Origin of the sequence: Herbaspirillum sp. DW155 (assembly GCF_037076565.1) — a bacterium.
GTDB lineage: Bacteria > Pseudomonadota > Gammaproteobacteria > Burkholderiales > Burkholderiaceae_D > Herbaspirillum.
The window spans coordinates 2,475,602-2,489,844 of the sequence record NZ_AP029028.1 but is presented as its reverse complement, the minus strand read 5'-3'; the positions used below and the strand labels follow the sequence as shown (position 1 = coordinate 2,489,844).

The 14,243-nt window shown below is 63.8% G+C and carries 11 protein-coding genes and 1 riboswitch; of the genes, 1 reads left to right on the top strand and 10 read right to left on the bottom strand.

Annotation, left to right across the window (positions count from 1 at the left end):
• Positions 1–43: 43 nt before the first annotated feature.
• A riboswitch (Fluoride riboswitch) is annotated at positions 44–117 on the bottom strand.
• 178 nt (positions 118–295) lie between these two features.
• Positions 296–2,344, bottom strand: a complete 2,049-nt coding sequence (locus AACH55_RS11410) for a response regulator (protein ID WP_338719724.1) — start codon at positions 2,342–2,344, stop codon at positions 296–298.
• Positions 2,345–2,595: 251 nt separating this feature from the next.
• Between AACH55_RS11410 and AACH55_RS11405 the strand changes: the two genes are divergently transcribed.
• On the top strand, positions 2,596–3,405 hold the full coding sequence (locus AACH55_RS11405; protein WP_338719722.1) for a VOC family protein: 810 nt from the start codon (positions 2,596–2,598) through the stop codon (positions 3,403–3,405).
• A gap of 12 nt (positions 3,406–3,417) precedes the next feature.
• Here the strand turns inward: AACH55_RS11405 and AACH55_RS11400 are convergent, their stop codons facing one another.
• The 9 genes from AACH55_RS11400 to AACH55_RS11360 form a co-directional block, all read right to left on the bottom strand.
• Positions 3,418–5,427 carry an AsmA family protein gene (locus AACH55_RS11400; protein WP_338719720.1) on the bottom strand — a complete coding sequence of 670 codons (2,010 nt, stop codon included), beginning with the start codon at positions 5,425–5,427 and terminating at the stop codon, positions 3,418–3,420.
• A 185-nt stretch (positions 5,428–5,612) separates the two neighbouring features.
• Entirely contained in the window at positions 5,613–7,346 is a 1,734-nt protein-coding gene (locus tag AACH55_RS11395; RefSeq protein ID WP_338719718.1) for a methyl-accepting chemotaxis protein, read from the bottom strand.
• 222 nt (positions 7,347–7,568) lie between these two features.
• Complete coding sequence (gene rbsD, locus AACH55_RS11390; RefSeq protein ID WP_338719715.1) at positions 7,569–7,961, bottom strand: D-ribose pyranase; 393 nt, start codon at positions 7,959–7,961, stop codon at positions 7,569–7,571.
• Between the two features lie 31 nt (positions 7,962–7,992).
• Positions 7,993–8,904, bottom strand: coding sequence for a ribokinase (gene rbsK, locus AACH55_RS11385; protein WP_338719713.1), 912 nt, complete (start codon positions 8,902–8,904; stop codon positions 7,993–7,995).
• A 16-nt stretch (positions 8,905–8,920) separates the two neighbouring features.
• Entirely contained in the window at positions 8,921–9,934 is a 1,014-nt protein-coding gene (locus tag AACH55_RS11380) for a LacI family DNA-binding transcriptional regulator (protein WP_338719711.1), read from the bottom strand.
• Between the two features lie 11 nt (positions 9,935–9,945).
• Positions 9,946–10,929, bottom strand: coding sequence for an ABC transporter permease (locus tag AACH55_RS11375; RefSeq protein ID WP_338719709.1), 984 nt, complete (start codon positions 10,927–10,929; stop codon positions 9,946–9,948).
• Between the two features lie 51 nt (positions 10,930–10,980).
• Entirely contained in the window at positions 10,981–12,549 is a 1,569-nt protein-coding gene (locus AACH55_RS11370) for a sugar ABC transporter ATP-binding protein (RefSeq protein ID WP_338719707.1), read from the bottom strand.
• Between the two features lie 91 nt (positions 12,550–12,640).
• Positions 12,641–13,585: a sugar ABC transporter substrate-binding protein gene (locus tag AACH55_RS11365; RefSeq protein ID WP_338719705.1), complete on the bottom strand. Its 945-nt coding sequence runs from the start codon at positions 13,583–13,585 to the stop codon at positions 12,641–12,643.
• A gap of 471 nt (positions 13,586–14,056) precedes the next feature.
• The gene (locus tag AACH55_RS11360; RefSeq protein WP_338719703.1) at positions 14,057–14,182 is read right to left on the bottom strand and encodes a hypothetical protein; all 126 of its coding nucleotides are present in this window, start codon (positions 14,180–14,182) and stop codon (positions 14,057–14,059) included.
• Between the last annotated feature and the right edge of the window lie 61 nt (positions 14,183–14,243).

Below are 14,243 nucleotides of genomic sequence, written 5' to 3'. Positions count from 1 at the left end.
GCGCAGAACTATCAGGCGCATGCCTACAGTCCCGGGTTGCCAGGGTGCTGTAGGCATCATCAGCCCCAACAGAACGTTGGTGGCGGTTCAAGGAGGAATGCCATCTCCTAGGCGGCAGATACTAGCAAGTTTCGATTTAAAGAACAACCGGCAGGCGCGCTGCATGTTGTCTTATTCAGACGACGCCTTGAGGTACCTGGCAGTCCGAAAGTCGCATGCAGACAGAATTTCCGGACGGCCACGATGCTTGTGCCAGCCGACCTGCCCCCCCGGCTATGGCTTGCCGCTGCCTGCTTTACTGCGCGGCCGGCTCATCATCCCCCACCAGTTCCTTGACCCTGCGGGCCAGCACATCGGCTGCAAACGGCTTGGTCAGCACCTGCATCCCGCGCTCCAGGTGGCCGTGATTGAGTACCGCGTTCTCGGCATAGCCCGTCACGAAGAGCACCGGCAACTCCGGTCGCGGGGCGCGGATGGCATCTGCCAGCTGGCGGCCGTTCATGCCGTTGGGCAGGCCCACGTCGGTGACCAGCAGATCCAGTTCCGGACAGGCTGTCAGCAGCTTGAGCGCGGAGGGTCCGTCTTCCGCTTCCAGGACGCTGTAACCCAGGTCACTGAGCACCTCCACCGTGACCATGCGCACCAGCGGCTCGTCATCGACCACCAGGATGGTCTTGCTGCCGGGCGCGGCCGGGAGGCTGCTCTCGTCGGGCAATGACAGATCATCTTCGCCACCCTCGCCCAGATGGCGCGGGAGGTAGATGCACAGCGTGGCGCCTTGCCCCAGTTCCGAATAGATCCGCACGGCGCCACCCGATTGCCCGGCAAATCCATACACCATCGACAAGCCCAGCCCCGTGCCCTGCCCGGTGGGCTTGGTGGTGAAGAAAGGATCGAAGGCGCGCGCCACCACATCGGGTGACATGCCGGTGCCGGTATCGCTCACGCACAGCGATACGTATTGCCCTGGCGCCACACCACGCTGCATGGCGGCGATGTCGTCCAGCCAGCGGTTGGCGGTTTCGATGGTCAGGCGCCCGCCGTGCGGCATGGCGTCGCGCGCATTGATGCACAGGTTGAGCAAGGCGTTCTCGAGCTGGCCAATGTCGACGAAGGTGTTCCACAAACCACCTGCGGCGATCGTCTCCACCGTGATGGCCGGGCCGACGCTGCGGCCAATGAGTTCATGCATATCGGCCACGATGCGGTTCAGATCGGCGGGCCGGGGGTCCAGCGTCTGCCGGCGCGAGAAGGCCAGCAGGCGCTGCGTGAGCGCGGCAGCGCGCTTGACGGCGGCTTGCGCACCATTGAGGTGGCGCTCGATATCCGAAATGCGGCCCTGGGCCAGCCTCACCTTCATCAGTTCCAGACTGCCGCTGATGCCCGCAAGGATGTTGTTGAAGTCATGTGCCAGGCCACCGGTGAGCTGCCCCACGGCTTCCATCTTTTGTGCCTGGCGCAGCGCTTCCTCGGCTTCCAGCAAGGCAGCGGTGCGCTCCTGCACGCGTTGTTCGAGGGTGTCATTGAGGGTGCGCAGCGCCGCCAGGGCGCGGTCGCGTTCGGCTTCCACGGCGCGCCGGCCTTCGATGTCGATCAGGACGCCCGGGAAAGTGCTGGCCTGCCCGTCCGGGGTCAGCTCCACGCGGCCATTGGCTTCCAGCCAGTAGTAACGGCCATCGCGCCGACGCGTGCGGTATTGGTGGGCGTAGGCGCCTCCGCGCGCCAGCGCTTCGCCAATGCGCGTGGAAAGCAATTCGCGGTCGTCCGGGTGGACCGATTGCATCAGGTCTTCCAGCGTCAGTCCGACCAGGCCTTTTTCCGGGGGCACGCCGAACGCGGCGGCGAAGCCTTCGTCGACGTTGAAGCGGTCCGAGGGTATGTCCCAGATCCAGGTGCCGATGATGGCGCCAGCCTCCAGCGCCAGCTGCACGCGCTGGACGTTTTCGCGCAGCGCGGCTTCGGTGCGCCTGCGTACGGTGATGTCGCGAAACAGCACCGAGACCTGGCGCATTTCCACCGGCCCCACGCGGGTGGCCGAGACTTCGATGTGGCGGCCGACGGCCTGGAACTCCTGCTCGAAACGCAATGGCCGACCGGTCAGCAGGACCTGACCGTACACGTCCAGCCAGACCTGGGCATTGTCCGGTTCGATTTCGCGCAGGCGCTTGCCGACGATGCCTTCGATACCGGTGTGCCGGTAATAGCCTGAATTGGCTTCGATATGCACGTAATCACTGAGCGGCCCATGCGGGCCATCGATGAATTCGATGATGCAGAACCCGTCATCGATTGCCTCCAGCAAAGCGTGCCGATACGCCTTGCTCAAAGGAGGATTGCCTTCCATTGCCGCTTGCTGATCCAAGATAACGCCCTTCCTCGTCGCACTGGTCTGATTGAGCGTCATCCGCCAACACGGTCGTGCCGTCACGGTAGAGCTTGCCGGCATGGTAATCGAATAACAGGCGCTGCGACCATGTTGCCGGTCAACTCCCCTCGCCATGACAGGCAAGCCCGCGGCCCGTAAAATGGCGGCCCGCCGACCGTTGGCGTGCTCTTTCTTGTTGATTGGCCTCTATGACCTCCGCCCCAAGCAAAATGCTCCCCTCTGCACAAAATATTCCTGCCCGGCTTGATCACGTGGTGCTCAACACCCATGACGACATCGATCATGCCCATGCACAGTTGCAGGCGCTGGGCTTTACCCTCACGCCGCGCGGCCACCATACGCTGGGATCAGTCAATCATCTGGTGATGTTCGAGGGGGGTTACCTGGAGTTGATCGGCCAGCCGCGCGACAGTGCCAAGGTGCGACAGGAAATCCTCGACAGTCCCCTGGGCCTGGATGGACTGGTCTATGCCGTCGAGGACGTGCCTGCCTGTCATGATGCCTGGCAGGCGCTGGGGCTGGCGGTGCAGCCGGTGCAGCATTTCTCGCGGCCGGTGCAGGTGGATGGCGTGACCATCGATGCGCGCTTCTCCACGGTGCGCCTGATCCCCGGCCAGTTCGCGGCGGGCCGCGTCTATGCCTGCCACCACTTCACGCCGGAACTGGTGTGGCGGCGGGAGTGGATGGGACATGCCAACGGCGTGCACGGCATTGCCAGCATGGTGGTGGTGGATGGCGATCCGGAAGCGGCACGCCAGTCCTATGCGCGGCTGGGCCAGTGGGAGGACGGATTCCAGCTGGAGTTCATGGATGCCCGGGCGCTCGCCCAGCGGCTGGACGGGCTGGCAGCCCATGCCCCTGGGAGGCCGTCGTCCTTTGCGGTCTTGCGCTTCAAGGGCGGTGAGCGCGATGCGATTGCCGCCCGCGCGCATGCCCACGGCCTGCCGCTGCAGCAGGATGCACAGCGGCTCTTGGTGGCGCTGCCGGCGTTTGCTACCGTGTTCGAATTCGCCGACTGAGCCGCCATGCCGTCATGAGGGGGCGGCCGCCCCGTGCGCTGCGCAATCGTCCGGGATCTTCTGTCCCGGCGTAATCAGCGGAATCACCGCCGCTACCGGTGCCACCAACGCCAGGGCCGCCGCTGCGCCAGCCCTTGCAGCCAGCCCCTCCTTGTTGGCGCCGATGTCCGGTTTTGCGAAAGTGCCGCTTACATACAAGGGTGTGCGCAGCGACAGGATACGCACCTGTTTGGTCCGCGGAACCACGTTCAAGGCCAGGCTTTCCTTGCCCAGGTCGACCTGCCCGCTGACATCGATGGCTGCATCCTCGGTATTGAGAATACCGTGACGCACCTGCGCCAATCCGTCCTTGATGCTGACATCGGCCGCACCGCACAGCAGCTTGACCTGCTGATCACGATAGAGCTTGGCAAACACCGCATTGGCCAGATTCAAACCGGCCGCTTCGAGAATGAACTGGCTGATCGTGCCTTCACTGAGAGTGGCCTTGATCTCGCCATTGGCGCCCGCCAGCATGCCGGCCACCGAATTGCCGCTGCCGCTCAGCGTCGCCTGACCATCGACCTTGCCAAAGGTCGCATCGAACCTGCTCAGGCGCGGAAACAGCTGGCGCACCTGCACTGCCTGCAATTGCAGCTGCAGCCGCGCACGGATGTCGGTCTGACGTCCGTCCAGACTGATCTCGCCCTCGCCCTTTCCACCGGCCAGCGCAAAGTGCAGCGGTGCGGCTGTCAGCACCTGGTCTTGCAGGCGCAGGGTAGTCGTGGCGTCCTGCAACTGGATGTCTGGATGCAACTCCACGCGTTTTGCATACAAGCCGAACTCCGCGTCCAGCTTGGCCCAGCGCTCGGGCTGGGCGGAGTCCTCCGGAAGGACGCGCGTCCTGGCGCGGCCGTGGCCGTCCGCTGCGTCCTTGCCTGCGGCCGGAACATAATCCGAGAGGCGCAAGAGTTCCGCCTGTGCTTTTACGTTCAGCCGGTTCTTGGGTGGGCCTCGGTAATACTGCGCGTCGCCGGCAAAGTCACTGTCACCGACCTTGCCCGTGAAGTGGGCATAGTGCCAGTTCCAGGCGCGTGTCTCGGTATCGACGCGGCTGATGGTGAGCTGGCCCTGTGTGCTGAAAGCACGCGTGGCCGGCAGCGGTACACCGCTGGCAGCGTAGAGCCGATCCAGGCTGTCGCCGTTGAGCCCGATCTGCAGCTCGGCGCGAGTGAGGTGATGCGGATTGACGAGATTGCCTGCCAGCACGGTATGCACGCCGCCTACGTCGCCTTCGGCCTGCAGCGGATAAATGCTGTTTTCGTTGAGCAGATCAGGCAAGGCACCGCCGCGCAGCTTGCCTTCGATATGGGCCTGGCCAAGGCGGCCGGACACCGCAGCCTGCAACACCAGAGCCTCCGGGCTGGCCGGGCCGACGCTGGCCGGCGCCTGCTTCTCGCGGACCTGCGCCGCCTGATTGGTCGGGCTCACCAACGGACGGACATCGAAGTGCAGATCCAGGTCCAGGGGCTGGTCCACATAGCGGATCTGCGCACGTTCGAAAACGATCTGATGGATGTCGAAACTCCAGCGCGAACGCGGCTGGTCGGAGAAGCGCCAGTTCTTGCGGCGCTCGTCGACGCGTTCCATGGCCAGGTCCAGGCCGTCAACGCGCAGGTCGGTGATGTGCCAATGCCAGTGCAGCAGCGGCAAGGGGGGAAAATGCAGGTCCAGAGTCCGGGCGCGCAACAGATGGCCGGTACTGCGGGCCCAGTCGGGGTTGCCGATTTTTAGCCCGCGTGCGGTGAAATGCAGTTGCGGCAGCCAGTTGACGCTGCCGGTCTCATCCTTGCGCGCCAGCGACCAGCCCAGCGTGATCGGCCCATCGACGCGAATGTCGCGCGCCAGGGCGGCGGAGAGCTGGCGGGTGATCCAGGGCTTGGCGAGGTTCCAGTCGAACAAGGCGACGACCAGTGCCATGACGGCCATCAGTGCAATCAGCGTGAGAGCACACCAGGTCAAGACCTTGGATGCCTTTGCCATCAATGCTGCCTTGGGCCCGTCCGAGCGCATCGTTCTCCCTTCCTCCGTGGCTGCCGTTCATTGGCTGTTGCGATCATGTGAACGCAACAGTATCAGCTTCCCGGCTGGCCCGGGCTATAGGAGGTGAAGCCGCCTGCTTGTCAGAGTTGCGGCAAGCAGGCGCTGCGCGGCAGCGCGTGGGGGGCTCAGAACGTTTCCCAGGCGTCTTCATCCACGCGGGACGCGACTTTGGATTTGGAGGCAGGTGCCGGTGCGGCCACGGCGGGCAGTCGCTGCACCGGAGCAACAGTCGCAGCCCTGGTCACGACCACCGGACGCACCACGGGAGCGGGCTTGACGGGAACGGCTGCGGAGACACCGCTTCCCTGGGCCAGCTTGAAGATACTGATCGCCTGTGCAAGCTGAGCGGCCTGCTCCTGCATGGCACCGGCGGCAGCGGCTGCTTGTTCGACCAGGGCGGCATTTTGCTGGGTGCTTTCGTCCATCTGGCCGACTGCCCGGTTGATTTCTTCGATGCCGCTGCTTTGCTCGGCGCTGGCGGCCGAGATCTCACCCACGATGTCGGTGACGCTACGCACGCTGCTGACCACCTGTTCCATGGTATTGCCAGCGTCGGCCACCAGGGCGCTACCGCCTTCCACCTTGGCAACGGAATCGCTGATGAGCTCCTTGATTTCCTTGGCCGCAGCGGCCGAACGCTGGGCCAGCGAGCGCACTTCCGAAGCCACCACCGCAAAACCGCGTCCCTGCTCGCCGGCACGCGCCGCTTCCACGGCGGCATTCAGGGCCAAGATATTGGTCTGGAAGGCGATGCCGTCGATGACCCCGATGATGTCCACGATCTTGCGCGAGGATTGATTGATCTCTTCCATCGTCGTCACCACGCGACCCACGATTTCGCCGCCTTGCAAGGCGACCTGGGAGGCATTGGCCGCCAGCTGGTTGGCCTGGCGGGCATTGTCGGCATTCTGGCGCACAGTGGAGGTCATCTCTTCCATGGCCGAGGCGGTTTCTTCCAGCGAGCTGGCCTGCTGCTCGGTGCGAGAAGACAGATCCAGGTTGCCGCTGGCGATTTCACCCGAAGCCGTGGCAATGGCGTCCGTGCTGCGCCGCACGCCAGTGACGATATCGATCAGGTTGTCGTTCATCTTGCGCAGCGCCACCATCAGCTGGCCGGTCTCGTCCTTGGAATGGGGCGCGATCTGCGTGGTCAGGTCGCCAGCGGCAACGTTTTCCGCCACCCGCACAGCCTCGTTGAGCGGCTTGACGATGGAGCGCGCCATCAGATAGCCCAGCAGGATGGCCGCCAGCACGGCGGCGGCCGAACAGGCCAGAGTCACCCGGATCGCAACCGCACCATCGGCCACGGCCTGCGCACCTTCGGCGCGCAATTGACTGTCCTGCGAATCGGCGAAGGCCGTGGCCAGAGACAGAAACTTGTTCTGGCTATCGGTGATCTTGCGCAAGACGAATTCGTCGGCAGCATCGCTCTGGCCGGCCCGCACCAGGGCAAGGAACTGGATCCTGCTGGCATCAAAGTCCTGACGCGCGTCATCCAGTACTTTGGCCTTCTTCTGTCCCACCGCCGTGACCTGGCGCGCCGTAATCTTGTCCAGGGCTTCCTTGGTGGCGCGTACGGCCACCTCCAACTGACCGGTGCGCTTTTCATTGGCGGCCGGGTTGGCGATGTCGATGGCCATGCCACGCAGGTACTTGATCTGCTCATTGACGCCATCGCGCAGGTCGAAGGCCCAGCGCACCTTCAGGTAGCGGTCATTGACGATCTGGTCAATCCCGCGATTGATGTTGTTGATCTTGATGAAGGCGGTGACGGCGACCACCGCCAGCAGCGCCACGATGAAGGTAAAGACCACCGCCAGGCGCGTGGCGACCTTGAGATTTCCGAAATATCCAAACATGCTGCTGTCCTCTGCTGTTCATTTATTGGCTGTCTCTCCTTATCCTCGAAGATCCAGCTTGTTGTTATCGAACAGGGTAAGCATCCACTGAACTATTTCTGGAGCCGGAATGATGCGCCAAGGAAACCCGCCACACAACCCTTGACGGACACTATTTCTGCAAGTGTCGCAAAGTCCTCACACAACTAGAGGTATAGATGTATCGTCTTGCAAACTTCTTGTTCAGAACACCACGCCCGAGCCAAGGATGATGTTGGCATAAGGAGTACATTCGCCCGTACGGATATAGGCCCTGGCGCGCCCGCTTGCCTGCTTGAACGCCTCATGCGACATGCTGCGGCGCTGCGGCAGGTGCAGCGCTTCAATCTGCGCGGCCAATGCCGGGCTGACGCTCTGCATTTCATCGGCGACGATGTGGAACTCGACCTGCAATTCGCTGAGCACGGTCTCAAGCACGGTCATGAAACCGGGTACGCCACGCGTGACAGCCAGGTCGATGACAGGCACGCCCGCTGGCGCCGGCAGGCCGACGTCACCGATGACCAGAGTATCGCCATGACCCATGCTAGCGATGAGCTGGGAAATGGCGGCATTGAGCAGAGCAGTCTTTTTCATGGAAATCCTGAATGAAAGCGGACGCAGGCGCTCAGAGCACCACTTCGTCGCGCGTGGGAATGGAGGTCTGCGCGCCGATGCGGGTCACGCTCAGCGCGGCGGCGGCCTGGGCATAGGCGATGGCGTCGAACTGGTCGCGGCCTTGGGCAATGGCGCCGATGAAGCCACCGATGAAGGTGTCGCCAGCCGCCGTGGTATCGACCGCCTGCACCTTGCGGGCCGGCAGATGGCGCTGCTGACCATCGACGAAGGAGCCGTAGACGCCCTTCTCGCCCAGCGTCACCACTACGTTGCGTGCGCCCAGTTCATGCAGCTTCTGGGCCAGCAAGGGAATATCCTCCGACTGCACATCGGACTGCACCTCGGCCAGCATGGCCGCTTCGATTTCATTCAGGATCAGGTAATCGATCTTCTGCAGCAATTCGCGCGGCAAGGCTTGCGCCGGCGCCGGGTTCAGCACCACGGTCTTGCCCAGGGCGTGGGCCAGTTCGATGCTGTGGATGACGGTGGCCATCGGCACTTCCAGTTGCAGCAGCACGATGGAAGCCTGTTCAATCAGCGGGCGGGCGCGCTCGATGCGCTCCACGTCCAGGCGGCCATTGGCGCCGGCGGCGATGACGATGCTGTTCTGGGCCTTGGCATCCACCATGATGGAAGCGATACCGGTGGCCTCGCCGGCCACCTCGTCGATGTAGCGGTCGTCGATGCCGCAGGCGGTGATCGAGCCGCGCATCTGGCTGCCGAAAGCATCGTCGCCCACGCAGGCCACCATGGCGACCGCCGTGCCGGGTGCCGCCAGGCGGGCGCAGGCCACGGCCTGGTTGGCCCCCTTGCCGCCGGGGATGGTCATGAATTTGTCGCCGGCCAGGGTTTCGCCCGGCAAGGGCATGCGCGGTACGCGCAAGACCAGATCCATGTTGACGCTGCCGATGATGACGATCATGTGTGCTCTCTAGTTCTCAAGTCGGTTTGACGCGCGGGGCCGTCGAGCCCCGCTGCTGGAGTTGTGGCGCCACCGTCTCGCGGCGCGCCGGCAGGCCGGGATCGGCGATGCGTTCCAGCAGGAACTGCGCCGTCAGGTTGCCCAGCTTGCGGGTATTCTGTGCCACCGTGGTCAGCGGCGGATGGACGAACTGGGCCAGTTCGATATCGTCGAAACCCACCACCGACAATTCGCCCGGCACCTCGATCTGCAGTTCGCCCGCCGCACGCAGCACGCCGATGGCCATCATGTCGTTACAGCAGAAGATGGCGTCCGGCCGCTCCCCGGCCGGGCGCCCCTGCAACAACTGCATGGCGGCCTGGTAGCCGCCGATGCCGCTGAAGTCGGCATGCAGCAGATCACCCTCGCCCAGGCTCAGGCCACCTGCCTGCAAGGTCTGGCGAAAGCCCTGCACGCGCTCGTCGGACAGTTCAAGACCATCCGGGCCGGCGATGCAGGCCACATGGCGGTGCTGCAGCTCCAGCAGATGAAGCGCGGCCAGGCTGCCGCCCAGAGCGTTGTCGGTGCTGACCAGATCGATATCCAGTTCCTTGGGGGCGCGGTCCAGCAGCACTGTCGGGATATCCAGCTTGCCGGTCGGATTGAGGTCGGCCTGGTTCAGGGTGGCGATGATGAGGCCATCGCAGCGCTTGGTCTGCAGCACCTGCAGGTAATCGCGCTGCTTGTCCGGGTCATCGTCGGAATTGCACAGGATGACGCTGTAGCCGGCACCGTAGCAATGGTCTTCGATCCCGCGCGCCAGTTCCGAGAAGTACGGGTTGGTGTTGTTGGGAATGATCAGGCCGATACTGCCGGTGACCTTGCTGCGCAAGGAGCGCGCCAGGGCGCTGGGCACGTAGTCCAGCTCCTTGACGGCGGCCAGCACGCGCTCGCGGGCGTCGCTGCTGACCGGACGCGTCTGGTTGAGCACATGCGAGACCGTGGTGTAGGACACCCCGGCCAGCCTGGCGACATCCTTGATGGTGGCCATGGCGTGTTCGCTCAGCGCGCGTGGCGTTGGCCGCGGCGGCGATAGGTATCCAGGATCACGGCCACCACGATGACGGCGCCGGTGATGATGCGCTTCATCGGCTCGCTCACGCCGACCTGGGCCAGGCCGGCTTCCAGCACCGAGATGATGAGCACGCCGATGAAGGTACTGACGATGGAACCACGGCCGCCCATCAGGCTGGTGCCACCGATGACCACTGCTGCAATGACTTGCAGTTCCATGCCCACACCGCCATTGGGATCAGCCGCTTCCAGACGCGACACCTGGAACAGCGCAGCGATGCCGGAGAGCGCACCCATCAGGGCGAAGGCCAGGATCTTGCTGGGATTGGGATTCACGCCGGACAACCGCACCGCTTCCTCATTGGTGCCGATACCGATCCAGTAGCGGCCCAGCACGGTACGGGTCAGCACCAGTTGCGCAATGATGACGATGGCGATGGCTGACAGGAAGGCCGGCGACATGCCGAACAGGACCGGCGAACTGATCACGTCCACGGCGCTGCCGATGTATTCGGTGCGCGAATTGGTGACCTGGTAGGCCAGGCCGCGTGCGATTTCGAGCACGCCCAGGGAAACGATGAAGGAAGGAATGCGCCAGTGCACCGACACCATGCCGGTCAGCGTGCCGCACAGCGCAGCCACCACCACGCCCAGGGTGGCGGCGGCATACAGAGGCCAGCCCCAGCGCACCATGGCCATGGAGAGCATGGAGGCCGCCAGCGCCATCACCGAACCGACCGAGAGGTCGATGCCGCCGATGATGAGGATGAAGGTCATGCCCACCGACATCACCACCAGCGGCGGAATGTCATTGGAGAGGGTGATGAAGGTCGCTGCACTGAGGAAGTTCTCGCTCAGGAAGGCGAACATCACGCACATCGCCAGCAAGGCGGCCATCAGGCCCAGGTAGTTCTTGAAACCGGCCAGGTAGGCCGCTTGCCGGCTGGCGGCGGGGGTAGAAGAAGTTTGCATCTGTCTCGTTGATTCTTGGCAGTTGAAAGTCGGGCCGCAGAGTCCGGCCGCTCAGGCGGTGTTGCCCGCCACGTGGGCGGCTTGGGCCGCTTCCTGGCGTCCCACGTAACCACTGAAGGCGGCCGCCAGGATGCGCTCCTGCGACCAGTCGTCGCGGCTGAAGGTATCGGCAATACGCCCTGCGCTCATGACGGCGATGCGGTCGCAGATCTGCATCAGCTCGCGCAGGTCGCTCGATACCACCAACAGGCCCTTGCCTTGCGCGGCCAGCTCGGCGAAGAGACGATAGATATCCGACTTGGCGCCGATATCGATGCCGCGCGTGGGTTCATCGAACAACATGATCGGGCAATCGCGGTACAGCCAGCGCGCGATCACCACCTTCTGCTGGTTGCCGCCCGACAGTTCACCGGCGGCTTGTGCCACGCTGCCGCTGCGGATACGCAGTTTCTTCACATAATCCTGTGCAATGCTGCTCTCGCGGGCATGATCGAGCATGCCGCCGCGGCTCACGCTGCCCAGGTTGGCCAGCGAGGTGTTGACGCTGATGGCCTGCGGCAGCAGCAGGCCCTGCCCTTTGCGGTCTTCGGTGACCATGGCGATACCGGCCTTGACCGCATCCTTGGGACTGCGAATGCGTGCGGGGGCTTGCGCATCGCCGATGAAGATTTCACCCTGGTCGGCACGGTCGGCGCCGAAGATCAGGCGCAGCAGTTCGGTGCGGCCGGAACCGATCAGGCCGGCAATGCCCAGCACTTCACCGGCATGCAGCGCCAGGCTGGCCGGCTGCACGACCGGCGCACGGCCCAGGCCGCGGATGCGCAGCACGGGGGCGCCGATGCGGCGGTGGTCGGCGTCCAGGTCGACCTTGGTCAGCTCGCCCGCCATCAGTTGCACCAGTTGCTCGGTCGAGTAGCGGCCGATATCGTCATTGCAGACCAGCTTGCCGTCGCGCAGGACCACGATGCGGTCGGCGATGCGCTTCAATTCTTCCAGCCGGTGCGAGATGTAGATGATGGCCACGCCTTCGGCGCGCAGGCGCTCGATGCGCGAGAACAGCAGTTCCACCTCGCGGTTGGTCAGCATGGCCGTGGGTTCGTCCAGAATCAGGCAGCGGCAGCTGCCGATCAGGTTGCGCGCGATCTCGACCATCTGCTGGTGGCCCAGGCCCAGGTCGCCAACCGGCGTCCACGGGTCGAGTTCACCCAGACCGACCACTTCCATCTGGGCGCGGGCGGCCTCGGCCAGCTTCTTGCGGTCGATCCAGCCGAAGCGGCGCGGCAGTTTTTCCAGAAACAGGTTTTCGGCAATCGAGAGCGTCGGGATCAGGTTCAATTCCTGCATCACCATGCGGATGCCCAGGCTTTCTGCCTGGGTGCGCGAGGCCGGTGCATAGGGCTGGCCATCCAGTGTCATGCTGCCGGCGCTGGCATCGACCAGGCCGCAGATGATCTTGGAGAGCGTACTCTTGCCGGCACCGTTTTCGCCGGTCAGGGCCAGCACCTGGCCGGGATGCAGATCCAGGTCGATGCCGTCCAGCACCGGGCCGGCGTAGCTCTTGCCGATGCCGGACAACGACAGCAAAGGCGAGCGTGGGGAGGAAGATTCGTTGGGCTGCATGGTTCTGTAGCGCGCAAGGAGGGAGAGGCAAAGTCCCGCGCCCGATGTGGGCGCGGGAACCTTGCAGAGAAGACGCGCAGACGCGCCGGTATTACTTGGTGACCAGCGAGACCTTGGTCTCGACCACGCCACCCAGGGCGCTTTGCGGCTTCTTCTCGGACAGCGCCTTCAGGGCGGTCTCGATGCCAAAGACGGCTTGCTGCTGGGCGAACTGGTCGACGGTCGCCAGCACGCGGCCATCCTTTAACATCGGCTTGATGGCGTTGATGTTGTCGTAGCCCACCAGTTGCACCTTGCCGGTCTTGCCAGCGGCGCGGATGGCAGCCACGGCGCCCAGCGCCATGTTGTCGTTACCGGCCAGGATGGCCTTGATGTCCGGATGGGCGTTCATGATAGAAGCGGCGACCTTGTTGCCCTGGTCGATTTCCCACTGGCCGGACTGAACCGTCACCACGTTGGCACCGACATCCTTCATGGCATCCTGGAAGCCCAGGGTGCGCTGCTGTGCATTGAAGGTGGTGGAGACGCCTTCGATGATGGCAACCTTGTCACCCTTCTGCAGTTGCTTGCCCAGGTAGTCGCCGGCCAGCTTGGCGCCCTTGCGGTTGTCCGGGCCCACGAACGGCACGGTGATGCCCTTTTCCTTCAGGGCGGCGTCGTCGAGTTTGTTGTCGATGTTGACCACGATGATGCCGGCATCGATGGCCTTCTTGACCACCGGCACCAGGGCCTTGGAATCCGCCGGGGCGATCACCAGGGCATTGACCTTGGAAACGATCATCTGCTCGACGATCTTGATCTGGTTGGCGGTGTCCTGCTCATCCTTGATGCCGTTGGCGATCAGGTCGAACTTGCTGGCGTTGGCCTTCTGATATTCGCGGGCGCCGTTCTCCATGTTCAGGAAGAACTCGTTGGCCAGCGACTTCATGACCAGCGCCACCTTGGGCTTGGCCGGGGTCTGCGCCATGGCGGCACCGGGAAGGACTGCACAAGCCAGAGCGGCGATGGCGAAATGGCGGCGGGTGAATTTGTTCATCTGGGTCTCCAGTATTGATGTTGCCGGCGTTTCCCAGGGCCTGTTCACACTTCGAATCTGCATCTCGCAGATTAAGGGCAAACAGGCCCTAGATAGACGCCGTTATCGGAGCGCAAACGTTTGCGCGGATGGGAGAATAGCACCGCAAAAACAGAAAATAAAGCTGCGGTGCAGCTTTATTTTGCATATCGGGAGTCTATCGGCAGAAGCTTGCTGCAGGTCAGGCGGGCAGTCGACGATGCTCGGCGGCGGAGAGCGCCGGCGGACGCTCCCCGCCGCTGTGGCAGGAAAAATGGGAAGAAAAATGACGATACGGACGGAAAACCAGCGCGGCACCGCTCCCATGGCAGCGCCCGTGCGCGGGATGGGAGACGGCATGCTTCAGGCCAGCACTGGTCCGGTACCTGTCGGCTTGACGCCGACTGCGCCGCGTGGGGTTCGCACCCGCGCGCCAGGAAAAACGAATGAGGATCAGTGGCCCAGATGGGTGCGACGCCAGACGTAAGCCCCAAAGGCACAGCTGCCCACGATCACATACATCGCATACCACACCAGCGCCTGGCTACCATAGGCCATGAGCAATTCAACCAGTTTCATGCTTGTCTCCTCTGCTTTTTGATGGCCGGACTGTTATTCGCCCGGCTTATCGTTCCAAGGG